At 58.7% G+C, this 25,102-nt stretch carries 24 protein-coding genes; 16 read left to right on the top strand and 8 right to left on the bottom strand.

Annotated features, from left to right (window positions below; all coding sequences use genetic code 11):
- Positions 1-595 precede the first annotated feature (595 nt).
- The 6 genes from EV561_RS37230 to EV561_RS18340 all read left to right on the top strand — a co-directional run bounded on the left by EV561_RS37230 (position 596) and on the right by EV561_RS18340 (position 6,027).
- Positions 596-769: a hypothetical protein gene (locus tag EV561_RS37230; protein WP_165927852.1), complete on the top strand. Its 174-nt coding sequence runs from the start codon at positions 596-598 to the stop codon at positions 767-769.
- Positions 770-1,395: 626 nt separating this feature from the next.
- Complete coding sequence (locus EV561_RS18360; RefSeq protein WP_132523748.1) at positions 1,396-2,055, top strand: response regulator transcription factor; 660 nt, start codon at positions 1,396-1,398, stop codon at positions 2,053-2,055.
- Positions 2,052-3,356 (top strand): ATP-binding protein, encoded by a 1,305-nt coding sequence (locus tag EV561_RS18355; protein WP_132523747.1) that lies wholly within the window; start codon positions 2,052-2,054, stop codon positions 3,354-3,356. The genes EV561_RS18360 and EV561_RS18355 overlap by 4 nt, the downstream gene beginning before the upstream one ends.
- Positions 3,357-3,441: 85 nt before the next feature.
- The gene (locus EV561_RS18350) at positions 3,442-3,810 is read left to right on the top strand and encodes a response regulator (protein ID WP_165927851.1); all 369 of its coding nucleotides are present in this window, start codon (positions 3,442-3,444) and stop codon (positions 3,808-3,810) included.
- A gap of 100 nt (positions 3,811-3,910) precedes the next feature.
- Entirely contained in the window at positions 3,911-4,582 is a 672-nt protein-coding gene (locus tag EV561_RS18345; protein WP_132523745.1) for a response regulator transcription factor, read from the top strand.
- The gene (locus EV561_RS18340) at positions 4,582-6,027 is read left to right on the top strand and encodes a sensor histidine kinase (RefSeq protein ID WP_132523744.1); all 1,446 of its coding nucleotides are present in this window, start codon (positions 4,582-4,584) and stop codon (positions 6,025-6,027) included. The genes EV561_RS18345 and EV561_RS18340 overlap by 1 nt, the downstream gene beginning before the upstream one ends.
- Here the strand turns inward: EV561_RS18340 and EV561_RS18335 are convergent.
- Positions 5,987-7,051: an ABC transporter substrate-binding protein gene (locus EV561_RS18335; RefSeq protein ID WP_348633745.1), complete on the bottom strand. Its 1,065-nt coding sequence runs from the start codon at positions 7,049-7,051 to the stop codon at positions 5,987-5,989. The two genes, EV561_RS18340 and EV561_RS18335, sit on opposite strands and share 41 nt — an antisense overlap.
- Positions 7,052-7,300: 249 nt before the next feature.
- On the opposite strand from EV561_RS18335, the gene EV561_RS18330 reads away from it, so the two are divergent.
- From EV561_RS18330 to EV561_RS18315, 4 genes are all read left to right on the top strand, one after another.
- On the top strand, positions 7,301-8,134 hold the full coding sequence (locus EV561_RS18330) for an ABC transporter ATP-binding protein (RefSeq protein ID WP_132523743.1): 834 nt from the start codon (positions 7,301-7,303) through the stop codon (positions 8,132-8,134).
- Positions 8,134-9,024: an ABC transporter permease gene (locus EV561_RS18325; protein WP_245512727.1), complete on the top strand. Its 891-nt coding sequence runs from the start codon at positions 8,134-8,136 to the stop codon at positions 9,022-9,024. Before EV561_RS18330 ends, EV561_RS18325 begins: the two co-directional genes overlap by 1 nt.
- 52 nt (positions 9,025-9,076) lie before the next feature.
- Positions 9,077-10,108 (top strand): ABC transporter substrate-binding protein, encoded by a 1,032-nt coding sequence (locus tag EV561_RS18320; RefSeq protein ID WP_132523742.1) that lies wholly within the window; start codon positions 9,077-9,079, stop codon positions 10,106-10,108.
- A gap of 331 nt (positions 10,109-10,439) precedes the next feature.
- Positions 10,440-11,051, top strand: a complete 612-nt coding sequence (locus EV561_RS18315) for a dual specificity protein phosphatase family protein (RefSeq protein WP_245512726.1) — start codon at positions 10,440-10,442, stop codon at positions 11,049-11,051.
- A gap of 34 nt (positions 11,052-11,085) precedes the next feature.
- On the opposite strand, the gene EV561_RS18310 is transcribed toward EV561_RS18315, so the two are convergent.
- Together EV561_RS18310 and EV561_RS18305 are read right to left on the bottom strand one after the other, a co-directional pair.
- Complete coding sequence (locus EV561_RS18310) at positions 11,086-12,441, bottom strand: ATP-binding protein (protein ID WP_132523741.1); 1,356 nt, start codon at positions 12,439-12,441, stop codon at positions 11,086-11,088.
- Positions 12,428-13,111, bottom strand: a complete 684-nt coding sequence (locus tag EV561_RS18305) for a response regulator transcription factor (RefSeq protein ID WP_132523740.1) — start codon at positions 13,109-13,111, stop codon at positions 12,428-12,430. Before EV561_RS18305 ends, EV561_RS18310 begins: the two co-directional genes overlap by 14 nt.
- Positions 13,112-13,256: 145 nt before the next feature.
- Here EV561_RS18305 and EV561_RS18300 point away from each other — a divergent pair, with 145 nt between their 5' ends.
- The 5 genes from EV561_RS18300 to EV561_RS18280 all read left to right on the top strand — a co-directional run bounded on the left by EV561_RS18300 (position 13,257) and on the right by EV561_RS18280 (position 19,656).
- Positions 13,257-13,928, top strand: a complete 672-nt coding sequence (locus tag EV561_RS18300; protein WP_132523739.1) for a response regulator transcription factor — start codon at positions 13,257-13,259, stop codon at positions 13,926-13,928.
- 219 nt (positions 13,929-14,147) lie between these two features.
- Positions 14,148-15,356, top strand: a complete 1,209-nt coding sequence (locus tag EV561_RS18295) for an efflux RND transporter periplasmic adaptor subunit (RefSeq protein ID WP_245512725.1) — start codon at positions 14,148-14,150, stop codon at positions 15,354-15,356.
- A complete protein-coding gene (locus EV561_RS18290; RefSeq protein WP_132523738.1) occupies positions 15,353-18,451 on the top strand; it encodes an efflux RND transporter permease subunit in 3,099 nt (1,032 codons plus the stop codon). The genes EV561_RS18295 and EV561_RS18290 overlap by 4 nt, the downstream gene beginning before the upstream one ends.
- A gap of 105 nt (positions 18,452-18,556) precedes the next feature.
- Complete coding sequence (locus EV561_RS18285; protein ID WP_132523737.1) at positions 18,557-18,832, top strand: DUF1344 domain-containing protein; 276 nt, start codon at positions 18,557-18,559, stop codon at positions 18,830-18,832.
- 158 nt (positions 18,833-18,990) lie between these two features.
- Positions 18,991-19,656, top strand: a complete 666-nt coding sequence (locus EV561_RS18280; RefSeq protein ID WP_165927850.1) for a phosphatase PAP2 family protein — start codon at positions 18,991-18,993, stop codon at positions 19,654-19,656.
- A 125-nt stretch (positions 19,657-19,781) separates the two neighbouring features.
- Here EV561_RS18280 and EV561_RS18275 read toward each other — a convergent pair whose 3' ends face one another.
- The 3 genes from EV561_RS18275 to EV561_RS18265 form a co-directional block, all read right to left on the bottom strand.
- Complete coding sequence (locus EV561_RS18275; protein WP_132523735.1) at positions 19,782-20,489, bottom strand: DUF599 family protein; 708 nt, start codon at positions 20,487-20,489, stop codon at positions 19,782-19,784.
- Between the two features lie 134 nt (positions 20,490-20,623).
- Positions 20,624-21,982: a HAMP domain-containing sensor histidine kinase gene (locus EV561_RS18270; RefSeq protein ID WP_132523734.1), complete on the bottom strand. Its 1,359-nt coding sequence runs from the start codon at positions 21,980-21,982 to the stop codon at positions 20,624-20,626.
- Complete coding sequence (locus EV561_RS18265) at positions 21,969-22,646, bottom strand: winged helix-turn-helix domain-containing protein (RefSeq protein WP_132523733.1); 678 nt, start codon at positions 22,644-22,646, stop codon at positions 21,969-21,971. The genes EV561_RS18270 and EV561_RS18265 overlap by 14 nt, the downstream gene beginning before the upstream one ends.
- 238 nt (positions 22,647-22,884) lie before the next feature.
- Between EV561_RS18265 and EV561_RS18260 the strand changes: the two genes are divergently transcribed.
- Complete coding sequence (locus EV561_RS18260) at positions 22,885-23,817, top strand: glycosyltransferase family 25 protein (RefSeq protein WP_245512724.1); 933 nt, start codon at positions 22,885-22,887, stop codon at positions 23,815-23,817.
- Positions 23,818-23,894: 77 nt separating this feature from the next.
- Here the strand turns inward: EV561_RS18260 and EV561_RS18255 are convergent, their stop codons facing one another.
- Together EV561_RS18255 and EV561_RS18250 are read right to left on the bottom strand one after the other, a co-directional pair.
- The gene (locus tag EV561_RS18255) at positions 23,895-24,518 is read right to left on the bottom strand and encodes a hypothetical protein (RefSeq protein WP_132523731.1); all 624 of its coding nucleotides are present in this window, start codon (positions 24,516-24,518) and stop codon (positions 23,895-23,897) included.
- Positions 24,515-24,865 carry a type II toxin-antitoxin system prevent-host-death family antitoxin gene (locus EV561_RS18250; protein WP_132523730.1) on the bottom strand — a complete coding sequence of 117 codons (351 nt, stop codon included), beginning with the start codon at positions 24,863-24,865 and terminating at the stop codon, positions 24,515-24,517. Before EV561_RS18250 ends, EV561_RS18255 begins: the two co-directional genes overlap by 4 nt.
- Positions 24,866-25,102: the final 237 nt, after the last annotated feature.

Here is a 25,102-nt window from a genome sequence, read left to right as displayed (position 1 = left end):
CCCGTATTGCGGCGACGAACAGTTCGACTCCAGCCATGGAGTACATCCGCGCGGGCCGCCATCGGAGCGATTCTATTGTCGTTGCTTGAATAGGGAGTCCAAAGCCGCGTGCAGAAGGGACGCCGAATAGGACCGCGCTGACGAACGGACGGTGTCGGACAAGCCCAGTTCCTCGCAACGGGCGTCGATGAGCTTGTGCATTACCGCAAACGTCCCTGATCCGGTAAGGGTGTTTCCGCGCACGAAGAGACATTGTGATGGGGTTGACATGAGCTGCAGAACAATTTGTCGCCCCAGGGCTTCGTCGTCGAGTAGCCTTGAATTGTGCGAAGGAAGTTTGTTCTCAATCAATCGATGCATTGCCTTCATTCCGACGCGAGCATTTCGGCGCCACAACGGATAATGCCGGGGCGCAATCGGCTGCAGCCTACGGCACCGCATCTTCAAGTCTCAGTCGAAACAAATATAGTGAACCGCGACAATTAGGAGAGACTTAGCCCTCTCCGTGTTTGGGAAGTAATCCTCCCCAATTCCATAAGTCGTGGCTAAGTCTAACGCTCCATACTCTCTTCAATAACTTCATGAGGATTTTGGTATGGCGGTTGGATGGTCGCAGAGACGGGATGTCGTCAAGCGCAGCGCGCGGAAATCCGTGCGCCCGGCCGTCAGTTGGTGGACCCGGATGATGCCGGTGTTGGAGGTCCTGCTGGCAGTGGCGATCGGACTTGCTGTCACCTGGTTTCTTGTCACGGTGTCGATTTCCGGATGATCCGTCGATAGCTGGGGCGTGCTGATTGCCTATAGTATTGACCTTCGAGCAGTGGCGCAATTCGAATAGTCGGCGGGCTATGTGAAAGAGTCACTTGCTATTCGCTCAGCCTTCGCCTTCGTCTTTCCACGGGTGAACAACCGCAAGTCATTGCAAAATGAGCATTCAAGAACGCTTGTGATACCTTGGCGACTGACCGCCGCGCGCGCGATTGCGATCGTCCGAACCTCGCTCGCCGGATAATGGCTTCATAAATTCTGTCGGCTGCGAGACGGACGTCTACAACAAAACCGAGCCAATCAAACCCATGCTCGACAGAGCGCGGCCACATGGCGTTGGGCGACGCTCTGTCGAGTTTCATGGGGGCAGCGCGACGCGCGAACTCCTCGCTGGTCCCACGGGTGGTGGTCGTTGGTCCGCGTGTCCGACAGCGCATCATGCACTGGTGGACAGAAAAGCCCGCGTACCATCCGTTGCAGTCTAAAGCGGTTTGGACAACAGCTCACGGTTCGCACAATGGCGCGGTATTCTTAGGTGAGACTTAGAGTTTTTATCGTCCTCCTAATTCCACGCTAAATTTTCGATGCGTAATGCTTGATCATAAACGGGCGTGGAGCTTGGTGCAGATGAGAATCCTTGTTGTGGAAGACGACACGATGCTGGCGCTCGGGCTGCAGCGGGCGCTCTCCGACGTCGGCATGTCGGTGGACTGGATTGCCGATGGCAAACTCGCCGAAGAAGCGATGAAGAGCGACAGCTATGCCGCTGTCCTGCTGGATCTGTCTCTGCCTGCTCCCGATGGATTGACCTTGCTTCGGGAGGCTCGTTCCCGAGGAGCCAGCGTGCCCGTAGTGATCATCACGGCTCGCGACGATCTCGATACACGCCTGAACGGCCTGGATCTCGGCGCCGACGATTTCGTGCTGAAGCCTTTCGAACCCTCCGAGATTATCGCACGACTGCGGGCCGTGATCCGGCGCCATTCCGGTCACGCGACCTCCAAGATCGGAACGTCGAACATCGCTCTCGATCTGGCGTCCCATGAGCTTTCGTACGGCGGGATCACGGAGGTTCTTCCGCATCGGGAGTTCGCGTTGATGCGGGCTCTTCTTGAGCGTCCTGGCATCATCCTGTCCCGGTCCCAGCTCGAAGAGAAAATCTATGGCTGGGGAGAGGAAGTCGAAAGCAACGCTGTGGAGGTCCTGATCTTTTATATCCGGCGTCGCTTCGACAAGCAGGTCATCCGCAATGTGCGCGGGGCCGGCTGGATGATTCCAAAGACATGATCTCGCTCAGAACCGCTACCGCCAGTTCGCTGGCGATCCTCTTTACCGGGATCGCGGTCGTGGTCGGTGCCACGTCCTATCTGTCGACGATGCGAGAGAGCGGAGACTTCCTCGACCTGCAGCAACGCCAGATCGCCCGCTATGTCGGCGACCTCACCTTCATCGCGTCGGGCGAGGCGGCGCTGCCGCCGCATGACAGCGAGGACGACTACGTCATCGAGGTGACCTATGCCGATGGACGCCCGGCAAAGACGTCAGACCCATCGGTCGTCATTCCCGATCAGCCGGCTACCGGCTTTTCCGAGTTCTCCGACCGAAACGGGCAATGGCGGGTGTTCTCCCTGGTGACACCCGGTCGGACGGTACAGGTCGCCCAGCAGGTCGTTGTCCGTCGGGAACTTGCGGCAGACGCTGCCGCAAGAGCGATAGTTCCGTTTCTTGTCGCGATACCTCTTTCTTGGCTGCTGGTGGCCTTGGTAGCAGGTCGGATCTTCCGGAGCCTCGAACGCCTCGGCGACGAGATTTCGCGCAAGGCGACGACCGATGTCGAGCCGCTCGATCTCAGCACAATGCCAAGAGAGGTCTGGCCGTTCGTGCGTTCCATGAACGAGCTCATCTCACGCCTGGGGGTCGCCTTGCGCCGCCAGCAAATGTTCTTGTCGGACGCGGCACACGAGCTGCGGACGCCGTTGTCGGCGCTAACCCTGCAGATCGGCAATCTTTCCCAGCACCGCGGCGCCGATCTCGAAGAGCGCCTGACAGACCTTCGCGCAGGTGCACGACGGGTATCGGCTCTTACCGACAAGCTCTTGAAGATCAGCCGATACGAAGGGCAGAATCCGGCCTCGACACCGGCGTGGCTGGACCTTTCCGAAGTCGTGAAAGACGTGGTGTCCGGACTTCTGGTATCTGCCGAAGAGAAGCAGGTCGACCTGGGCTTCTCGGGCCTCGCCGAGAACGCCCGAGTGCGTGTCGATCTCGACGACTTGCAAACATTGTGCGAGACCCTTGTCGACAATGCTGTTCGCTACACGCCGAATGGTGGCGCCGTGGACGTGACGGTCACAGGAGGCCCATATCCGTTGCTCATCGTTGCCGACAACGGTCCTGGTGTCGCGGCCGAGGAATTGCCCCGATTGACCGAGCGCTTCTTTCGTGGCTCGTCGGGCGGCGAGGGGACGGGTCTCGGGCTCGCGATCGTCCACGCCATATGCGTCAGGCAAGGGCTGTCTCTACAATTGCAAAATCGCGCGGAAGGCGGCTTTCTGGTCCAGGTCGGCTTTCCCCGTCCGAAGGACTAGCATCCTGCCGCCGGAGGCGATCGGCGTGCTTCAGATGGTTGTCAGCAAATAGGAGCATTGGTGTTCGCATCAACGGAGAATTGAGTTGCGAATACTGCTCGTGGAAGACAACGTTCTGTTTGGCGACGCCTTGAGGGAGCATCTGGTCTCTTCAGGCTGGGACGTCACATGGGCAACCGGGTTCAAGGCCGCCGTTGATATCTTGAAGCGGTCGACGTTCGATCTCATTTGCCTTGATCGGCGGCTCCCGGATGGCGACGGCTTCGATATTCTGCGTCAAGGGTTGCCGAGGTGCCCTACGCTTGTCCTTTCGGCTTTCGATCAGTTGTCCGACCGCCTTGAGGGCGAGCGGCTGGGTGCATCGGACTATCTGGTAAAGCCTTTCAATCTCGATTCGGTCGTTCATCGGCTGGAGGAGCTCGTGGAAAGGCCCGGCAAAGTGCGGCGCGCATGAGCACCAGTTTTCCCCACCGAAGTGACTTTGCACTGCCCGGTTGGTCGGGCGTGTCGCTAGGGGATTTTTCAGGACAAGTTCGGGGAGGAGAACCAAGCCTATGAGGTTGCTTTTGGTGGAGGATAATCCGGGTCTGTCGACCTGGCTCGCGAAGCTTCTGCGTAGCGACCACTATGTCGTCGACTGCGTAGCTGACGGAGAGACTGCCATCCAGGGCACCGACCTTGGCACCTACGATCTTGCGATCGTCGACCTGGGCCTTCCTGGTATCACCGGACAAGAATTGATCCGCCAGTTGCGGGCGAAGCAGCTTTCCATGCCAATCATGATTTTGACCGCTGATGACAAGCTGAGCACCCGAGTCGAAGGGCTGACGGTTGGCGCCGACGACTACATGACAAAGCCATTCGAGGTTCAAGAATTTGACGCGAGGCTGAAGGCGCTGCTTCGCCGGGCGAAGCTCTCAATGGCTCAGGTGCTGCGCTTCGGGCCGCTTGCCTTCGATTGCCACAAGCGAAACTTCACGATGAACAGTGAGCCTTTCACCGTTTCAGCGCGAGAGCATGCACTTCTTGAGGCATTGATACGGCACGGAGGAGCGACGGTACACAAAGAAATCCTGATGGACGCTATGTATGGAATGGATGACGAGGTCAGCCCCGCGACGATCGAGGTCAACGTTCACCGGCTACGCAAAAGACTTGAAAACTCGCCCGTCTCGATCGAAACCATTCGCGGCGTCGGCTACCTGTTGAGGCTCGCCAGGAGCTGATGCCGCGACTTCTCTCGCGTGGTGGTCTTCGGTTGAACCTGCTCTTATGGGTCATGATACCCATTGCCGGGCTGCTCGCATTGAGCCTCTGGCTTTCCTTCGGCGCGGCGCGGCGTCAGGCGACCCTTCTGAACGAGCAACGGCTACTTTCATCCGCCCGCGTCATTGCGGAGCAGGTCAGGTACGACGCGGGACGAATTCGAGCGGTCGTGCCCCCCGCAGCACTGGAACTCTTTGATTCAGGCGGTCACGACGAGGTCGCCTACCGTGTCGAAACCCTCGACGGGCACCTTATTGTCGGCTTCCCCGAATTGCCGCTTCCAGCAGGTCCGATACGAGATTTCGAGTATCGGTTCTATCCGGCGTCGTTTCGGGACGAAACCATGACCGCAGTCGCCTTTCGTCAGCCAATCGCGACGCCAACTGGCTCCACGCCTGTTCTCGTGCTGATCGGCTCCACATTGAACAGCAGCAAGGCGATGGAGACGCAGCTATGGTTCTCTGGCTTTGTGGAGCAGTCGGCAGTCGTTCTGTTGACAGCCGTCCTCATCTGGATCGGCATCAGCCGGGAATTACGGCCGCTTCTTGCATTGCGCGAGGCGGTTCTCGCACGCACTTCCTCCCAACTCGAACCATTCGATGCAAACGCGATACAGTATGAACTCCGTCCACTCGTCGAGGCGATCAACAGCCACATGGCGCGGCTTCTCGATGTCGTTGGCCGCCAACGCCGCTTCCTCGATGCGGCCGCCCATCAGCTCCGGACGCCGCTCGCCGTTATGAAAATGCAGGTCGCATATGCCGTTCGCACGAGGGATGAAAAGGAGCTTCGAGAGGCATTGAACGCGGTCGGCTCGGATCTGGAGTCGATGTCGCGCATGACACTGCAGCTCCTCGCGCTGGCGCGCGTCGAAAACATTCGGGCCTTGCCTCCGCAAATGGTCGATCTACGCGCCGTCGCGCGCGAAATCGTGGCTGGCGCCGTGCCACGCGCGCTTGACCATGAGGTAGACTTGGGGCTTGAGGCGGCATCTCCCTCGTGGGCGATGATACGCGAGAGGCTCTTGAGGGAACTGTTGACAAACCTGGTCGACAACGTGATCGCCCACGCGGGCCGAGGCGCATCGGCTGTACTGCGAATAGAACGCGAAGACGATCAAGTGACACTCTCCGTCGAGGACGACGGCCGGGGACCCGGAATGGACGATCTCTCAATTCTTACGTCGCGCTTTCAGCGAGGTGGGAATTCGACCAATAGCGGTTCTGGCCTTGGATTGTCGATCGTCGCGGAAATCGTCGATATCTGTGACGGTTCACTGCATCTCTATCATCCAGCCGGAGGTAGGGGGTTCGGCGTTGCCGTACGGCTGCCAGCCGCGCCGCAGGATGAGGTAGCGCGACAGTCTACTGGTTCAGTGTCACCTGATCGACAAAGCGGTTCGTGAAGGTCCTGTTCAGGTCTATTTGCTTGCCGCGGACGTTGTCGTTGAACTGACTCAGCACCGACAGAACCCTCTGCGGGCCACCTTCAGGCATGCGTCCATCAGGCGTGAACATCGCCTTTCCTGCCTCCAACGCCTTCACGTAAAGCTCCTTGTCGCCCGCGAAAAAGTCATGAGGAAGATGGCTGGCGATCTCTTCGGCGCTGTGTCTCGATATGAACTGCAGCGCGTGGACGAGTGCGTTGGCAAGTTTCTGCACGGCATCCGGATGGCTTTCGATCCAGGAGGTCTGGATGTAGAGGCACGACGCCGGATAGACGCCTCCAAGCGCGTTCTCCGTTCCCGCCTGGTTGCGCATGTCGATCATGACATGGGCCAATTTCAGTTCGATGAGCCGGGAAATGGTCGGCTCGGTGGTCATGGCGGCCTGGATACGGTTTCGCTTCATTGCCGAGATCAGAATGTCGCCCGCACCGATGGGATCCAGGGAGACCGTGTCCAAAGAGAGGCCGGATTTTCCAAGAAGATACTCCGTCAGAAAATCCGTCGAGGAACCTAGATCCGTGATGCCAAGGCGCATCCCTTTCAGCGCTGCCATGGTTTTCGCATCCGGCACACGATCGGAGACCATTTCGGCTTCGCCGGGGACGGAGCTGAATTGCACAACGCTTTCCGTATATTTGCCGAGACCCTGCAAGTCGATCGTGTGATCGTAAAAGCCTACGACACCTTGGACAGCGCCTGCCAGCATCTCGTCCGTTGCCTCGACGCCGGCGGGCTCGCTCAGCAGGTGCACGTTAAGACCTTCATTGCTGAAATAGCCTAGCCGCTCGGCCAGGACCGCTGGCAGATAGATCTGCTTTTCCATGCCGCCGATCATCAGCGACACGTCCAATGTCTGGGCACGTGTGGTCGACGCATGCATCAGCAGCAGCGCCGCTACGACAACCGCGTTGAGTCCAAATAGAAATCGCCTCCCGGTCCCTTGCGGAACCTTGGCGGGCAGCCACCACCCCATTCTCGTCATTCTCCTCGCTTCCCAAATTTTTATAGGACTGAAAGGTAGGTGTAAGCAAGCGATGCTACGCCTTCCGTCGAGGAAAAGAGTGGAGGAATCGATTTGCAAATGTCTAGTTGAAATCGCGCGAAATCGAAAAATCAGAACATTAAATATCAGTCGATATGCCCTGAGTATATCGTCACGGTAATTCGCTTTTTGAGTTTCGGAATTGCCGATTTGTACATCTGCATATCTGTAAGTCTCCGGGGAGGATACATGCAATCGAAAGCAATCGGGCAGGCGGGCATCGAGCTGTCGAACGTCACAAAGCGGTTCGTCACGCCGACGGGAGTCGCGATGACCGCCCTCCGTAATGTCAACCTCTCCGTCGAACCCGGACAGTTTTGCGCCATTGTCGGGCCGACTGGTTGCGGAAAATCAACGACGCTTACCATGGCTGCTGGCCTGGACCTGCCGAGCGCGGGCACCGTGAAGGTCGGGGGCAGGCTGGTCGATGGCCTCACCAAGGGAGCGGGCTTCGTTTTCCAAGCCGACGCCTTGCTGCCGTGGAAGTCGGTCCTGACGAATGTCGCGCTCGGTCCCATTTTCCGCGGCGTTGACAAGAAGCTGGCGATGGAAGAGGCGCGGGAATGGCTGACGACCGTAGGACTCGCTGGTTTCGAGAACCACTACCCCCATCAGCTCTCCGGGGGGATGCGCAAGCGTGTCAGCCTTGCCGCCGCTCTGATCAACAAGCCGTCCATGCTGCTGATGGACGAGCCCTTTTCCGCACTCGACGTCCAGACGCGGGCGATCATGTCCAATGAACTTCTGACCCTCTGGGAAAAGAACCGTCCCTCGGTGATGTTCGTCACCCATGACCTCGAAGAAGCGATTGCCCTGGCTGATCGTGTGGTTGTGATCTCGGCGGGACCGGGGACGGTCAAGGCGATCTTCGACATCGATCTTCCGCGGCCGCGGGGAGAAGTTCAGGAGATCCGGTTCAAGCCACGCTTCCTGGAATTGTACCAACAGATCTGGGAGGCCCTCCGCGAAGAGGTCGAGCGTGCCTACTCCCGGACTGCAACTGCCATGAAGGGAGCCGCCTGATGACCATGGTCGAGACCACCACCGATCTCCGAACGGAGGCGCTGTCGCCCGAGGAATTGTCGATCGTCCAGACTGCGAAAGAGCGCATCGCACGCCGAAAGCGCCGGGTTCTTGTCGGTCGTGTCCTTCTGCTGGCAGTGTTCCTTGGAGTTTGGGAAATCGGGGCAGAGACCGGTCTCATAGATCCATTCTTTTTCGGATCGCCGCTCGGCATCGTCCAGCGACTGGCCGACTGGTTCGTCAACGGGACCGCCTACGGTTCGCTTTGGCTGCAGGTGGGCATCACGCTTGAGGAGGCGTTGCTCGGCTTTGCGGCCGGCGTCGCAAGCGGCGTTCTTTTCGGGGTCGTATTGGGCGAAGTCGCCTTCCTCGCAGACGTCGTCGGACCTTACATCAAGATTGTGAACGCGCTGCCGCGCATTGTGCTTGGCTCGATTTTCGTCATGTGGCTTGGTCTGGGCCTTGCCTCCAAGGTGCTGCTCGCAGCGGTCCTGGTTTTCTTCGTCGTTTTCTTCAACGCTTTCCAGGGCGTGCGAAGCGTCGATAGGAACCTGATCGCCAACATGCGGATCCTTGGGGCATCAAGGCTCCAACTGGTCCAATACGTCATCTTTCCATCTGCCATGACGTGGATCATCGCCAGTCTCCATGTCGCCCTCGGCTTCTCGATCATCGGAGCAATCGTCGGCGAATTCCTCGGCGCGGAACGCGGATTGGGCCTGGTCATCGCCACCGCTCAAAACACCTTCGACGCCAACGGCGTTTTCGGCGCGATGCTCGTCATCGGACTTCTGGCGCTGGGCGCGGAAGCGCTGATGGCCAAGGCGGAAAAGCGCCTGCTGGCCTGGCAACCGTCCCACGGCCGCGAACCGGACACCCAAGGCCTCTGAGCTGTCGGGCGTGATCATCCAAATAACTTTGACCATGAAAGGGAGTGAGAACATGGTGAAAAACTGGAAGCTTTCCACAATTGCAATGGCGGCCGTGATGTCGTCGGGGATCGCCGCCCATGCAGAAGACGCCGTTCCAACGGTGAAGCTGATGGTAGGCGGCATCGACAAGCAGATCTATCTGCCATACCAGCTTGCTGAAGGTTTGGGCTATTACAAGAAGTACGGCGTCAACGTCGAACTCAGCACCGAAACCGAGGGCGGCGTGGGAGCCGAAGCGGCCGTTGCTTCCGGCGAAGTTGAGATGGCCGGGGCATGGTACAACCACACCATAGACTTTCAGCTTCACGGCAAGAAAATCATTGGCATCGTCCAGCTTTCAGGCGCGCCGGGCGAACGTGTCATGTGCGCCAAGGATAGCAAGATCAATACGCCCGCCGATTGGAAGGGAAAGGCGGTCGGCGTCACGGACATTGGTTCCGGGACAGACGATCTGACCCTTTTCATGGCGGCCCGCGACAAGCTGACGACAAAGGACTTTCATCGCGTTTCAGTCGGCGCCGGCGCGACGCTGGTTGCCGCCCTTCAGCATGGCAAGATCGTTTGCGGCATGACTACCCAGCCGACGGTCAATGCGATCGAAAAGAAGGGTATCGGCTACTCCGCGTTCGACCTTGCTTCGACCGACGGCGCGACGAGATGGCTGGGCGGCACCTGGCCCACCGCGTCGGTCCTCGCGCGTGCCGACTGGGTGGAGAAAAACAAGGCGACCACGCAAAAGGTGGTCAATGCGCTCGTCGCGACCATGCACTATATCGCCACGCACTCGGCCGCCGATATCGCAGACCACCTGCCAGCGAACTTCACCAGCAACCCTCTCTCCAGCAAGCAGGAATACATCGATGCCCTTGACAAGGACAAGGGTCAGTTCCTGCCTGACGGCATGATGCCGAAGGGCGGTCCCGAAACTGTCCTTGCAGTGGAGAAGGCGGCTGGAAAGATCAATGGCAACGTCGATCTGCCGTCGACCTACACCGACGACTTCGTCATCGAGGCGAACAAGACACAGGGCTTCGCGAAGTAGGCGAAAGTCGTCATAGCGCGCGAGGGGGCTCACTCCCTCGTCTGCGCCATCGGGACCGGCAATCCAAACGAGCAGTCGTGGCGCCTGATCGGAACAGCCGATCGCGGCCCCACGATGGTGCCGAAGCCCTCTCTGAACTCGCAGCAAAGCATCTGGCCTCGATGCGATGCTCCTCCGCAACCACCGTTTCTCGGTCTTTCCGATCCCCACGATGCAATGAGGAATGTGGCGCGAAAGCCGCGCCTTTGAAGGCCGAGTTTGCCGGACTTTCAGGTCCTTGTCAGCCAAGTGCGTCAAATGAAACTAACCTCTCAAGGGAATCTTCAAAAGCATGATGCGGTTTCGTTTTCGTCGGTTTTCGATTGCTGTGGCGGCTGTCATCGGGTCCGTCGGCGTTGGCTGCGGCGCGTATGCCGGGTATCTGCAGCTCAGCGGCAACTTTCACCCGGTCATCGATGGTCAACTCTATCGCTCCGCGCAGCCCACGGCTGATGAGCTTGCTGCATATGTGCGCGCTCATGGAATCAAGACCGTGATCAATCTCCGGGGAGCTAATCCGGGCACCCCATGGTACGATGACGAAGTGGCCATGGCCGACGGTCTGGGCGTCAAGCATATCGACTTCGGATTGTACGCCTCCAAGGTCGTCTCGGCGCAGAAAGTCGACCAACTTGTCGCGATCATGGAAGCCGCGCCCAAGCCGATCCTCATTCATTGCCAGGCAGGCGCCGATCGAAGTGGCCTCGTTTCTGCGCTCTACATGCGCAAGATTGCCGGCATGGATGAGCGGCAGGCCGAGGGCCAGCTGTCGTTCTACTATGGTCATGTTGGCATACCCGTCGTTTCCTCCGCATATGCGATGGATCAGACGTGGGAAGAAATGGAAGCTCGTGACAAAAAGCAGGCACAGGCGGACCTTCCAGCAGACGCCCTTGTGCGATAGCTAACTGGTGTTGCTGGATCGACGGCCCTGTGACCTATCCGGTTGAGGCAAACGTCAGGCGCACGTTCGTTCCCGTTGCGGGCGTTCCGATTTCCAATTTCGTATCGTGAAGCCGAGCGATCGCGGACACCAAACTTAGGCCGAGTCCGTTCCCAGGCGCATGCCGACTTCGCTCCGCTCGGTAGAACCTGCGCAATACAGCCTCTGCGTCCTCGGGACGAATTCCGATTCCAGTATCCTCGACACTGACCACGATGTCTTTCTGCCCGTTCTCTATGCGAACGGTAGCGCTGCCTCCCTCGGAAGTGAACTTGATCGCGTTGTCGATCAAGTTTGCGATCGCCTCGAAGATGAGGCTCGGATCGCCTAACGCGGTGGCAGGTTTCGGTCCTCCATCCAGCAGATTGAGGGCGACGCCTCGCTCTTCGGCGGCCGGCTCGAAGAACTCGACGGCATCTCGCACGATGGTCTTCAAGTCGAGCTCGACGAAACCGGATCTCCGAAGCCCGTCCTCGACTTCCGAAATGCGAAGGAGCGCGCTGAACGTCTTGAGGATACCCTGGACCTCTTCCAGGGACTCCTCGACGGCCTGGCTGTAGTCCTCGACTGACGTCGCACGCCGCCTTGCTCTTTCGAGACTTGCAAGTAGCCGTGTCAGTGGTGTCCTCATGTCGTGCGCGATGCTGTCGCAAACGCCTTTCACCTCGTGCATAAGGCGCTCGATCTCGTCCAGCATGTGGTTCACGACGGTGGCGAGCCGATCTATGTCGCCTCCCGCACGTCCTGTCGGCAGCCTCTGCTTGAGATCTCCTTTCATGATCCGGGTGGCCGCATCCGAGATCGCGTCCAGCCGTTTCATCGATGCCAATCCGATACCGCCAGCTCCAAACAGTCCCAGCAATGCAGTCGCCAGGGACGCAAACAACGTGGCGTTCTCCAGCATTTCCCGGAATTCACGCTGTTCCTGAAGGCTTTGGGCGATGAGAAGCGCACCGCCATCGGGCAGGCGATGGAGCAGCCCACGATAATGTTCCGTCCTGGCAGACGCTCGGTTCGCGAAGTCGAACGGGATTTCGAACTCAGGCTCCAGTGGGAATGCGACAGCATTGCCAGCGATGAGCTGCCGTTTGTCGTCGAACAGAGAGAAAGGCCTTTCGCTAGAGGGACCGTCCTTTGCCCTCAGCGTCAGGCGCGTGGTGATTTCGGCGACCGGGAGACGCTGGATCGACTGCATTTCGCGTTGCAACCATTCGTCGCTCCGCCGATCGAGAAAGTCATGCATCTGCCAGTCGACAAACACGAAGAGCAATGCCGCAGCAGCACCGAACAGGAGAAGAAATGCCAGCGCCAGACGAAAGCTGGTGGTTCGGAAGATTTCAAGTGGTCGCATCGAGAACGTATCCCGAGCCGCGGAGGGTGCGGATCATGGGCGTGAGACCCGGAAGATCCACCTTCTTTCGAATCTTGCTGATGTGGACGTCGATCACGTTGGTGGCCTCGCCATACCGGTAATGCCAGACCTCCTCGAAGAGCATCGTCCGCGTGACGATCTGCCCGGAATGGCGGACCATGTATTCGAGCAGTCGATATTCGCGCGGAAGCAGGTCGACGGTGTGTCCGGCGCGCATGACGGAATGTGTCAGGAGGTTGATTTCGAGATCGCCGGCGCGAAGCGTGGTCTCCTGTGGTGCCACCGAACGGCGTCTGACAAGCACGTCCAATCGCGCTGTCAGTTCCAAGGATTCAAACGGCTTCGTGAGATAGTCGTCGCCACCGGCCTTCAGACCGCGCACGCGCTCGTCGACTGCCGAGAGAGCGCTCAGAATGAGCACCGGGGTCTGAACTGAGGCGGCACGCAGCGCGGTCAGGATTCCAAGGCCGTCCATGCCACCCGGAAGCATGCGGTCGAGGACGATCGCATCGAAGTCCCCGGAGAGCGCCTTGATCAGTCCGCCCTTGCCATCGGGGGCCTGAGTGACCGCACATCCGTGGTCGACAAGTGCCGCCTCGATTTCGGACGCGGTTCCCTCGTCGTCCTCGATTACCAGTATCTTCGACACATTTCCTCCAAGAACGCTGAATAGCTCTGCGCCTAAGATACCATTGACCGATCTATGCTGAAGGCGGCATCGCCTGAAGATTAAATCAATTTCATCTTCCCGGTCGCAGGAGACGCCACCGCGCACCGAAATAGGCAGGATTGGAATGCGTCTGCTCGTAATCGAGGATGATGACAGAAGTGCGGCCTACCTTAAGAAGGGACTGTCGGAGTCCGGCTTCGTGGTTGACCACGCCGCAGACGGCGAACTGGGCGCCGCCCTCGCTTTGGAGCCCATCTACGATCTGCTGATCGTGGATCGGCTGCTGCCCAAGCTCGACGGGATCGAACTGGTCAGCCGCATCAGAGAGAGTGGCGTCCTCACTCCGGTCATCATGCTGAGCGCGCTCGGCAGCGCATTCGATCGCGTTGAGGGCCTCCGCGCTGGCTGTGACGACTACCTGGCGAAGCCCTATTATTTTACAGAACTACTCGCGCGCATCGACGCGGTGACACGGCACAGAACGCCCGGAGGGACGGACGGCGAGATCGTCGTCGGTCGGCTCTCACTCGACACGCGTCGCCGTGTGTGCACCAAGGACGGCCATGTCGTCGGGCTCCAGTTGCGCGAATTCCTTCTTCTGCAAACATTGATGCGCAATGCTGGAAGCGTCGTCACTCGTTCGATGCTCCTGGAGGCCGCGTGGGATTATGACTTCGAGCCCAGAGGCAACGTGATCGACATGCACATCCATCGGCTACGCAAAAAGATCGATGGTGATGATCCGGTCAGTTCGATAACCACGGTTCCTGGCGCAGGATATCTGGTCAAGGGATGACCAGCAGCGCTATCGGCAGGGTTTTGAGCGCGAAGACTGTGATCCCGACACATGCCGTTTGCAAGGTTGCTGGCGTTGGCTTCGCCATTCGTGCGGGCCAGACCATAAATTAAATTTCATCTTGATGCGAATTCGTCGAAAGTTGCGATCCGGCATGGTTCCAAGCGAGCTACGGCGGTGCGATCCGCCGATCGATTGAACGCTTGATGGAGTGCTGTCGTGAATCCTTCCCGCGAACCGCCGAGAAAATCGGGGCGCAAGAAAACCTATCTCTTTGGAATGATCGTGTTGGCCGCCGTCGGGACGGGGGCGGCGCTTGTCTGGTACCCGACACAAGGGGAGGGAAGGACGAAAGCGAAGTCTGAAGAGGCTGCATCGCGACCGATCCCGGTCCATTCGACGAAGGTGATGCACGAGGACCTGCCGGTTGTTCGAACCGGTCTAGGCATTGTGTCTCCGCTTAGTGCAGTCGACGTCAAGACTCGAGTGGATGGACAGCTGCAGCACTTGGCCTTCACCGAAGGGCAGGAGGTAAAGACTGGAGACGCCATTGCGACAATCGACACCCGTCCGTACGAAGCAGCGGTCGCCCAGGCGCAAGCCGACTACGAAAAGGAGCTTGCGCAGGTCGAGCAGGCCAAGGTCGACGAGGAGCGTGCACAAAAGCTCACGACGACGGGGAGCGGCACGACCCAGGCCGCCCAGACAGCAGCTGCACAGGTCAAGATCATGGAGGCCACGGCGGCGTCAGGGAAGGCGGCACTTGACACCGCGAAGCTGAACCTCGATTTCGCGACGATCAGGGCGCCGGTGAGCGGCAGGACGGGGCTGCGCCAGCAGGAGGAGGGCGCAATCCTGCACGCGACCGACAGCAGCGGCGTGGTCACAATCACGCAGATGCGCCCGATAGCAGTCCAGTTCACCCTCACGCAGGACGATCTTCCCGATCTCGTCGCGGGACAGGAAAATGGACCGCTCCCGGTGTCCGTTTTCAGTCGAGACGGTTCCAAGCATCTCGCCGACGGCAAGCTCACTGTCATCGACAGCCAGATCGATTCGACGACCGGGATGGTCAAGCTCAAGGCTGTCTTTCCGAACGACGACATGAGTCTGTGGCCCGGCGAGCTTATCACCGCGAGTATCACGCTCCGTACCGACGCCAATACGAACGTGGTGCCTTCCTCCGCAATACAGAACGGTCAAGGCGGCCCCTACGTCTTCGTCGTCAAGCCCGATCAAACGGTGGCAACGGCGTCGGTGACGACCGGTGAAGTGCATTCCGGCATGACCGCCGTGAAGCAGGGGATATCGACTGGCGATCTCGTGGTGACGTCGGGACAGTCGCGCCTGACTGATGGAACAAAGGTCGATGCTTCGCCCGCCGACACGAACAAGCTTGCCGCGACCGACGGGGAGAAGATCCAGTGAATATTTCCGAGATCTTTATCAAGCGGCGGATAGGAACCTGTCTGCTTGCCGTCGGACTGCTGATCGTTGGATCGGTTGCCTACCGGCTGCTGCCGGTGGCCTCCCTTCCGCAGGTGGACTTCCCGACTATTCAGGTTTCCAGCAGCTTTCCAGGCGCCAGCGCCGAGACAATGGCAACCGCCGTGGCGACGCCGTTAGAGAACCAGCTATCGACTATCTCCGGCGTATCGGAGATGACGTCGACCAGCTCCTCAGGACGCACGGGTATCACCCTTCAATTCGATCTCAGCCGCAATATCGATAGCGCGGCCCAGGATGTGCAGGCTGCGATCAGCGCGGCAAGTGGCCAGCTTCCCAAAGACCTCCCCGCGACGCCTAGCTTCCACAAGGCTAATCCCGCCGAAGCCACGATCATGACGCTGGCGCTGACCTCCGACCGCATACCGACGACCGAACTAGATCACTACGCCGAAGACATCATCGCGCAGCAAGTCTCGCAGATGAACGGCGTCGGTCTGGTCGACTATCATGGCCCGCAGCGCCCGGCGATACGGGTTCAACTGGACCCGGACAAGGTGGCGGCTCGCGGCTTGACGCTTGAAGACGTGCGCGACGCGATCGGAAGCCAAACCGTCAACGAACCCAAGGGACAATTGTCAGGCAATGGCAGAACCACGGTGTTGGACGCCACGGACCAGATCATGGACGTCCAGACGTTCAGGTCGATGACCATAGCCTACAAAAACGGATCGCCGATCCGGGTCCAGGACATTGGCACGGTCATCCCGGCCCCTGAGGACGTTCATCAGGCGGCCTGGCTGCAGGACAAACGGTCAGTGATGCTCGACGTCCACAAGATGGCCGGATCAAACGTTCTTGATACGATCGACGGAATCAAGAGCAAGCTGCCACAGCTGGAAGCGGGTCTTCCCGCAGGCATAAAGTTGTCCGTCGTCGCCGACCGGTCCGGAATCATTCAGGCGTCCGTCGACGACGTCAAGAAAACCATCCTGATCACGATCGGCCTTGTGGTCCTGGTGATATTTGGATTCCTTCGGAATGTCTGGGCCACGATCATCCCAGCCGCAACGATACCGCTTTCTCTCGTGGGAACGTTCGCGGTCATGTACGTGCTCGGCTACAGCCTCGACAATCTCTCGCTTATGGGGCTCACGATCGCGGTCGGGTTCGTCGTCGATGACGCTATCGTCGTGATCGAGAACGTGATGCGGCATGTCGAAGAGGGAAAACCCGTGCCCGAGGCGGCGGTCGAAGGATCGCGGGAAGTGGGCTTCACAATTGTCTCGATGACGATCTCGCTGGTCGCGGTGTTCATCCCGATCCTGCTGATGAGCGGAATCGTCGGACGACTGTTTCGCGAGTTCGCGGTGACGATCAGCGTCGCGGTCCTGATTTCCGGACTGGTCTCGCTTACCGTGACGCCGATGCTCTGCGCCTGGCTGATCAAGCACGAGCACGGCAAGTCCCACGGGGCCCTGTTTCGCTGGACCGAGCAGCTTTTCGACGCCTGCACTGCTGGCTATGGCTGGCTCCTCGACGCGGTCCTGCGAAACAGGATTCCCACATTGGTCGTCGCCATCGCGACCGTCGGCCTGACCGGCTGGCTCTATACTGACATTCAGAAGGGCTTCCTGCCGCAACAGGACTCGGGCTGGGTGCAGGGCCAGGCCCAGGCGGCCACCGACATTTCCTTCGCGGACATGTCGGATAAGATGCAGCATCTCGCTGGTATCATGATGAAGGATCCGGCGGTCGCTAATGTGGCCTACTGGATCAACCCGAGCCCCTCCGCGAGCGTCGGCCAGATGCAGGTCAACCTGACGCCGATCGGGACTAGAAGCTCGGCACAGCAGGTACTGGCGCGCCTACGCAAGGCGTCCGCGGACATGGAAGGCCTGACAGTCGGGCTTCAAGTCCGGCAGGATGTGCAGATCGGCGGCCGAGCCTCCGCATCGCAGTATCAATACACCTTGCAGGATCCGGACACTGCCGAGCTTAGCAAGTGGGCGGCAACAATGACGAAGGCGCTCAAGGCGTTGCCGGAACTACAGGATGTCATTTCCGACAGGCAGAAGGCCGCGACGAGCGTCACGCTTGACATTGATCGCCCGACGGCTTCAAGGCTCGGCGTCAACGTGTCCCAGATCGACCAGACGCTCTACGACGCGTTCGGCCAGCGACAGGTCGCGACGCTATTCACCCAAGTCAGCCAATATCACGTGGTGATGGAACTCGACCCACGCTTTGCATTGTCGCCGGACGCGCTTTCCCATCTCTACGTGAAGTCGTCCACCACCGAAAAGCTGGTGCCGTTGACGATGCTGGCATCCTTGAAGACAGGCGTGCTCCCGGTCTCGATCAACCATCAAGGCTCGATACCGTCGACGACGATCTCGTTCAATCTGAGCTCGGGCAAGGCCCTGAGTGACGCGGTGACGGCGATCAAGGCGGCAGAAATATCGGCCGGAATGCCTGCGACCGTCATCGGCTCCTTCCAAGGTACCGCACAGGCGTTTCAGGATTCGCTCCGCAGCCAGCCGTTGCTCATCCTTGCTGCGGTCGTCGCGGTCTACATCGTCCTCGGTGTTCTCTATGAAAGCGCGATCCATCCGCTCACGATCATATCGACTCTCCCGTCAGCGGGGCTGGGTGCACTCCTGGCCCTGAAGCTCGGCGGTATGGATCTTTCGATCATGGGCATGATCGGGATCATCCTGCTCATCGGCATCGTGAAAAAGAACGCGATCATGATGATCGACTTCGCTCTTGACGCCGAGCGCAACCAGGGAATGGCGCCCGCTGACGCTATTCGTCAGGCCTGCATGCTGAGGTTTCGACCTATCATGATGACGACGTTGGCGGCACTGTTCGGTGCAGTCCCCCTGGCTCTGGGGACCGGCGCCGGGTCGGAGCTTCGCGTTCCATTGGGCATAGCGATCATTGGCGGTCTGATTGTCTCGCAAGCACTGACCTTGTTCACGACCCCCGTCATCTACCTCGCGTTCGACAGTCTTCGCGGTCGAAGGAATGGCGTTGCCGCGCTTCAGCATGCTTCTCCAATGTCCAATTCGTAAGAAATCGGCAAAGTGGCGAGAAGGTTGGACGCCTACGCTCTCAATGCCCGGCGCTACCAGCGCGGGGCCCAAACCCGGAAAACTCACGATGTAAAGGAGTTAGTCATGTCAACCAAATCGCTTGCGATCGCCGTCGCTGCCGTGGCAACACTGACCGCTGGAGCCGCTCTGGCGCGTGACGAGAGCGGGACTATAACGAAGATCAACTTCAAGGCCGATCAGATCACACTGTCGAGCGGAACAACGGTCAACCTTCCTGAAAACTTGGAAGCCCACTCGTTCAAGGTCGGCGAGCGCGTCGCGGTCAGTTACAATGTCCCGAAGTCCGGCATCCCCCTCGCATCGAAGGTTCAAGCTCTCAAGAAATCTTCCGCCCCCTGATTGCGCGTACAAAGATTCAGTCGAAGCCGGGAGCCGGCAGGGTTCCCCGCTTCGCGTTCAGGTGTCCATCAGCTGCGGGCACTATGGAGATAAAACGAGACCAGAATCATAGGTGCGGCCGGCATTTGAACTACGGACGATCGGAAAACATTCGGAAGGTGCAAGTCATTGCGGTCTTTGTCGTCGCTGCGGCCTGTCTCGTGACGACCGCGGTGGCGACGGGCCACGTCTTTGCGATCGATGACAGCATGCTTCTCCTGCTCCGAAAGACCGCAGACACACGGGAGCCGGTAGGACCTCATTGGCTGTTGAACGCCTTCGAAAACTACACGAGCCTGGGCAGCTCGGCGGTAACGGGTCTTGTCCTTGCGATCGGCATCTTTTGGGCGATTGCGGAGCGTGAGTATCGAAGCGGTGTCTACATGGCGGTGGTCTACGCCGGGGCGCAACTTCTCAGCAATGTCACCAAGATTCTGATCGGCAGGCCGAGGCCCGAGGTCGTGCCCCATCTTGTTTACGCAGGTGGTTACAGTTTCCCAAGCGGGCATTCGACACTCTCGGCGGCCACCTATCTTGCGATCGGTCTGCTAGTTGCTGGCCGCGAGTGTTCGGTATCGAAGCGGATGCTGATATTGTCCGTCGCAGCGGCAATCTCGGCTGTGGTTGGTCTTTCGCGGATATATCTCGGAGTGCATTATCCCACCGACGTTCTAGATGGTTGGCTGCTGGGAGCTGGCTGGGCCCTTGTCGTTCTGGTGTTCTTTCGCAAGATCCAGCGAGGGCGTTTCGGAGGCCATGTAAAGGGGAGAAATGAGGAGGGGTGAGAACCGTATGTCCGCGCCGAGCTCCTCTGAAAACTACGCCGATTGCCGAGCGGCTTCAAAGGTACAGACTCGACTATAGGCATGCCTGCAAGCCGTGGACTGGCCTGCGGCCTTTTCCAGCGGCCCTAGCGAGTGTCCTCCTGGGCATCCAGCAGCCGTTTGATCGCTTTCACTCCCTTCGCCGTATCGGAGTAGGTTTGTCGCCAAAACAGAAGGCAGGATGAGAAAAGTGTTCCGACGAGAAACGCGGTCGGCCCGAAAATCCACGCCGCGGCGGCGAAGGTGAAGTAATAGCTTCGCACACCTGCGCTAAAGGTCCGCAGGGCCGGATTGAGAACAGCGGCCAGAGCATCGGTCCACGCATCAATATCGCGCTCCTCCGATCTGGAGGGGCTGGCGCCGATGGCTGCCAGACAGTAGTTCAATTGTCTCACTGCCCAGATGAAATCGGACAGACCTCGCGTCAGCGTGGCGAGCACGAGCAGGACCTTGGCATGAACCAACCAGGTCGGAACGGGTGTCGTCATGGCCAAAATCAGACCGTTCTCGACCGCAACCGGGGGGTCTACGAACAACGTGCCTCCGAGACCAACCAGGATCAACAGATTTGCGGAGCCAAAAAACGACGCCGAATTGATGACATGGCCGATGATCGCCGCGTCGCCAATGAAGTTGTTGTCACGGGTTAGGACCTCGCGCATCCACGCTCTTCGAACCGTCCGCATGTCAACGACAATGCCGTTGCTACCGGGCCAAAGACCACCCATCAGAGGCTCTAGCCCGAGCCAGAATATGACGAAGACGACGAATGCAACGATATCGAGGGTCGCCATGCGAGCGTATCCAGAGGAGCTTCAATTTCGGCAGATCATACAATCGGGCGATTAGTCCACAATAGCGTTCGTGCTCCTGAGATCAGAATCGCTTTAAGGGCACCATATTTGTGCACAGGTGGCAGCAAGTGCCGCTAAAGCTTGGGGAAATCCAATCTGACGCGAAGCCCCGGCTTGTTGTCTTCAAGCACGATGACCGCTGAATGGAGCTCCGCAATGGCTTTGACAAGGCTCAAGCCCAGTCCGTTGCCAGGTGTCGTTCGGCTCTTGTCGAGCCGATAAAGTCGTCTAAAGACGTGGTCGCGCTCGTCCTTTGGAATGCCAGTTCCGTTGTCTGAAACTGTGGCGCGATAGCCGTGATCAGAAGCGGTCAATGACATGGAAATCACCGTACCCGGCGCGCAGTGCGTTATCGCGTTCTCTACCAGATTGACGAAGAGCTGTGTGAGCAACTCGTTGTCGCCGTTGACAATGCAAGCACCCGGCAGTCTCGCTTCCAGCCTCAAAGTCTGCAGGCTGTCTTCTACCACATCGACATAGATCTCACAGACCGAGACCATGACGTCCCATAGGTCGACTGCCTTGAACCGCGTCTTTCTCGCGCCGGCCTCGATCTGCGAAATCCGGAGCAGTGCTTCGAATGTGCCGTTGATGCGGTCGCTTTCGTCTCTTGCGTCGAGCAGCAGGTCTTCGACATCCTCGGCCCGTTCCTGTCGCGAGATCGCCTGTTCGATCGTCAGGCGCAGTCGGTTCAGCGGTGTCTTCAGATCGTGGGCGATGTCGGTGCTGACCTGCCTCATTCCTTCCACGAGACCCGAGAGCCGGGTGAGGGCGTCGTTCATGTGGCTTGAGACGACGTCGATGTCGTCGCCGTTGCCGCGGGTCGGAATGCGGCGCGAAAGATTTCCGGCCGATACTTCGATCATGGTCTGCTCGATCGACCGGAGCCGATGCTGGGTGCGGCGCGCGAGCACGGCGCCTCCGACGATGACGGTCGCGACGATGATGATCGAAGCCCAGGCGAAGCTCATCAAGGCTATGCGCTCGATGCGGTCGGTTTCCTTATAGCTCTGGCCGACAATCAGCCTGTTGTCGCCGACACTCCCCGCCATGATCCGGATCGGATCGTCTTCTTCGAGCCCGAAAGCGGTCGAGGGCAGGGTGGATATTCCCGATGTGACATTGATCGCAGGGACATTGCCGGCAAGCTTCTTTCCGCTCCCGTCCAGAAGAAGAAACACCTGATCCTCGGAGCGCTTCAGCGCCGAGTAGGTATCGACGGCTGCGACGAGATCCTCAAGATCGTTCGACGAATAGGTGGACTGGACGATCGAGTAGGTGTCCATGATCGAGACGTCGAGCGACCGCGCGAGCTCCCGCCTCATCAGCCCGTAGGCCACGAGACCTGTAATGAAAAAGGCAACGATGAAAAACAGGCCGAAGGAGACTGCGAGCCTGAGCGGCGTGCTTCGCAGCAGCCTAGCGCGGTGCATGGATGCAGTATCCGGTGTTTCTGACAGTGTGCAGCAGCGGCACCTCGAACGGCTTGTCGATTTTCGCCCGCAGGCGGCTGACGTGAGTCTCGACCACGCTTGTCTTTGGGTCGAAGTGGAAGTCCCAGACCCGTTCCAGCAGCATCGTGCGGGTCAGGACCCTACCTTCGCCACGCATGAGCACTTCCAGCAGCGTGAATTCGCGTGGCTGCAGTTCGATCGCAATACCCTGTCGCGAGACCTGTCGCTTGACGAGATCGAGTTCCAGATCTGCCACTTTCAAGACGGTCTTCTGATCTAGGGAAGGGGGACGCCGGGCCAAGGCATTCAGGCGTGCGAGCAATTCGGAGAAGGCAAACGGCTTCGTAAGATAGTCGTCGCCGCCGGCCTCCAGGCCTTCAACCCGATCGTCGACGCCGCTCACCGATGTCAGGAACATTGCCGGGGTCTTTATCTTCGCTGCTCTGGCCGCCTTGATCAGTGACAGGCCGTCGAGCCCCGGGATCATGCGATCGACGACGAGCACGTCATATTGCTCCCGGGTCACCTGGAACAGCGCATCCGTGCCATCCTTCATAACGTCACAGATGTGGCCGGCCTCGTTCAGTCCGCGGGCGATGTATTCAGCCGTCTTTTGATCGTCCTCGACCACGAGAATTTTCATGCCTTTGCCGTAGCTCCGAGATGCCTGGTAGAAGTTTGCCCACACATGCTCCACTAACGTGTCCGCAACCTGAACGGCGCCTTACAATTTCGTAAGTCTTGAAGAATCGCAGAGTAGATTCCTGTTGAATTCCTGGTGGATCGTCTCGCTGTGCCGAGCGAGCTAAGGCGGCTCTAAGTCGAAGCGAAGAGATTTCTCTTGGGCGCTTTTCACAACCAGCCGCATCGGAATGAATCCCTTGTCTACAGGTTACGCTTCCCGTCACTCCCTGATCACGTTCGTAATCAATCTCGATCGCGCCGAAGATCGACTTCATCGCATCCGGGCGAACCTTGACAGAATTGGACTGCCGTTCGAACGCGTATCGGCGATCGACGGGCAACAGCTCGTGCTCCCAATCCGCCAATTCAGCGAATCCCGCTACCGTCTATTTCATGGCCGACGGCCCAATCCGGCCGAGATAGGGTGCTTTCTAAGTCACATTGAATGCGCAGAGCGCCTTCTTGCTTCGTCGTTTCAATATGCCCTTGTGATCGAGGACGACGTCGATGTTGCGGAGGATCTTCCTGAGCTTTTGGAGGCCGCGCTCCATACGCAGCATGCTTGGGACATCCTGCGGCTTTCGACCGTGAGTAGCGGCAAGAAGCACCGGTTTCACCAGCTAACCGCCCAGCGATCCCTTGCAATATCACTCACCCGTGAAAAGGGGTCGGGCGCATATTTGATCAATCGCGACGCTGCACGTTGGTTCGTTAAGAGCTTGTTGCCGATGCGCCTACCTTTCGATCTGGCTTTCGATCTCGAATTCTTGGCGGGTTTGAAATCTGCATTCATCGATCCGGTCCCAATCTGTCAGAATACGGGCCTGCCGTCTCAGATCCAGCTTGTCCAAGGCAAACGCCGTAGCTTCCACCTGCCGCGCTGGACTTATGCGACTGTGATTCCCTATCGGCTCTGGCTCGAATTTGCTCGTATCGCTCTCCGACTCGTGAGGCTGGTGAATGTCTCCCTCTTGGGGGCATTGCCTGTCGAGCAAAAGCAGCGGGAGACGAAAGATCGCACGCCCGCCGATTTGGCCGCAGGGGATCCGGAAGTGGGTTGCGAAAGTCTGCAGGTTTGCTTGTCAGAGCGGCCGACCGATTGCACTCGACAGGCGATCAGCGCGCAATAAATGCCTGCAATTGTGTAGCAACGGAACTAGGCAGCAACTGCCGCCACACATCCTTGAGGTTCCGGGGGCGAGGAAAATCATCGCCGTCTTATATAAACAGGATCCTCTTCCGCGCCTTCGCCGGCGGTGTCCGCCGTTGCCGTGCGTATAACCTGCCAGACTGTCGCCGCTGACTCGATGCCAAAGTCCTCTTCCATCCAACGGATGAACGTTCTTGTACCCATCAGTGCGATATCGGCTCGAACCGCTCTCACAGCGTCGCGGCCGTCACGATCATCCATGATCACGATGATTTCCTCGGTTTGCGCTAATACAGCTTTGAGATCTTGGACGGCGGAAAAGACACTTCGTTCCCCGCGGTCGCTCCACTCGGGATGTTGGTCATCCGGCTTCCCGGCCCTTTCCCAGAGCCGCATCTCGCGCTCGTACCGCTGCGGTTCGACTGTCGCGAGAACCGTGATCCTGTCCCGGTTTCTTTCCAGCCATCCAGCGACGTACTCCCGAACCTTCCGTCTCTGATCGCGGCTTTCGCCTGGTTCGCGAATGGCCGCGGCAATCACCATGTCGGTTATCATCACATCGCATCCCGGTTCAAAGAGCCAGTCCAGCGCTTCAATCGTGCCAAGAAGGGATAGTGGAGTGTTGTCCATAATGAGGAAGCGGGGTGTGCTCGCGTCTTCGGGTTCAGGTTTGTCAATCATCGACCATTCCTCCTGAACATGTTCCTGACCCTCTCCAGTTCCACATCGACAGCATCGTCGTTAATGCCGTTGATTGCATCATCCGACATCTGGTCCAAGACACGTTCGAAGTCTCTCACATCGTACCCAAGCCGATCCGGAACATGATGTACCACCACGCTTCTTCGCTGAAGGAGATCAAAGGGAACAGCCTCTCCCGCCATGCGCTTCAGCCGACAAAATTCCTCGACCGACAGAATTACGTTACGCGGCTTTCCGTGAGACGTGATCACAACTCCTTCCTGCGATGCGGCTCGCTGAACGTCGCCAGTCTGCCTCTGGAGCTCAATCGATGTGAACGTCCGCATGGCTTACGCCTCCAAAGAACTTACTTTATGTATTTTAGGCCATTGTCAGCGTTTGCGCGACCTTGAGACTGTATCGGGTCATTCCGATTTCGAAAGGCTTGGTGGCACTTGCTACGCAATTCGCCACGAGATTGGTGGCAGTTACCACTTATCTCTGTAAATGGTCTGACGTCGATCATGCGTCTCTGAAAACGTTTGAAGTCGTGCTCGGCCTGTTCATGGAAGGCGCATTGCCTC

Origin of the sequence: Rhizobium sp. BK376 (assembly GCF_004341625.1) — a bacterium.
In the GTDB taxonomy this organism is placed as follows: domain Bacteria; phylum Pseudomonadota; class Alphaproteobacteria; order Rhizobiales; family Rhizobiaceae; genus Rhizobium.
The sequence above is the reverse complement of the archived record's forward strand: the minus strand, read 5'-3'. Positions and strand labels throughout refer to the sequence as shown.

What these genes read in the sequence shown, in the direction of transcription:
- EV561_RS18360 (WP_132523748.1), top strand. Translation starts at nt 1,396, where the DNA reads ATGAGAATCCTTGTTGTGGAAGACGACACGATGCTGGCGCTCGGGCTG.
- EV561_RS18345 (WP_132523745.1), top strand. Translation starts at nt 3,911, where the DNA reads ATGAGGTTGCTTTTGGTGGAGGATAATCCGGGTCTGTCGACCTGGCTC.
- EV561_RS18330 (WP_132523743.1), top strand. Translation starts at nt 7,301, where the DNA reads ATGCAATCGAAAGCAATCGGGCAGGCGGGCATCGAGCTGTCGAACGTC.
- EV561_RS37230 (WP_165927852.1), top strand. Translation starts at nt 596, where the DNA reads ATGGCGGTTGGATGGTCGCAGAGACGGGATGTCGTCAAGCGCAGCGCG.
- EV561_RS18335 (WP_348633745.1), bottom strand. Translation starts at nt 7,051, where the DNA reads ATGACGAGAATGGGGTGGTGGCTGCCCGCCAAGGTTCCGCAAGGGACC.
- EV561_RS18325 (WP_245512727.1), top strand. Translation starts at nt 8,134, where the DNA reads ATGACCATGGTCGAGACCACCACCGATCTCCGAACGGAGGCGCTGTCG.
- EV561_RS18340 (WP_132523744.1), top strand. Translation starts at nt 4,582, where the DNA reads ATGCCGCGACTTCTCTCGCGTGGTGGTCTTCGGTTGAACCTGCTCTTA.
- EV561_RS18300 (WP_132523739.1), top strand. Translation starts at nt 13,257, where the DNA reads ATGCGTCTGCTCGTAATCGAGGATGATGACAGAAGTGCGGCCTACCTT.
- EV561_RS18265 (WP_132523733.1), bottom strand. Translation starts at nt 22,646, where the DNA reads ATGAAAATTCTCGTGGTCGAGGACGATCAAAAGACGGCTGAATACATC.
- EV561_RS18315 (WP_245512726.1), top strand. Translation starts at nt 10,440, where the DNA reads ATGATGCGGTTTCGTTTTCGTCGGTTTTCGATTGCTGTGGCGGCTGTC.
- EV561_RS18285 (WP_132523737.1), top strand. Translation starts at nt 18,557, where the DNA reads ATGTCAACCAAATCGCTTGCGATCGCCGTCGCTGCCGTGGCAACACTG.
- EV561_RS18270 (WP_132523734.1), bottom strand. Translation starts at nt 21,982, where the DNA reads ATGCACCGCGCTAGGCTGCTGCGAAGCACGCCGCTCAGGCTCGCAGTC.
- EV561_RS18320 (WP_132523742.1), top strand. Translation starts at nt 9,077, where the DNA reads ATGGTGAAAAACTGGAAGCTTTCCACAATTGCAATGGCGGCCGTGATG.
- EV561_RS18275 (WP_132523735.1), bottom strand. Translation starts at nt 20,489, where the DNA reads ATGGCGACCCTCGATATCGTTGCATTCGTCGTCTTCGTCATATTCTGG.
- EV561_RS18310 (WP_132523741.1), bottom strand. Translation starts at nt 12,441, where the DNA reads ATGCGACCACTTGAAATCTTCCGAACCACCAGCTTTCGTCTGGCGCTG.
- EV561_RS18255 (WP_132523731.1), bottom strand. Translation starts at nt 24,518, where the DNA reads ATGATTGACAAACCTGAACCCGAAGACGCGAGCACACCCCGCTTCCTC.
- EV561_RS18355 (WP_132523747.1), top strand. Translation starts at nt 2,052, where the DNA reads ATGATCTCGCTCAGAACCGCTACCGCCAGTTCGCTGGCGATCCTCTTT.
- EV561_RS18250 (WP_132523730.1), bottom strand. Translation starts at nt 24,865, where the DNA reads ATGCGGACGTTCACATCGATTGAGCTCCAGAGGCAGACTGGCGACGTT.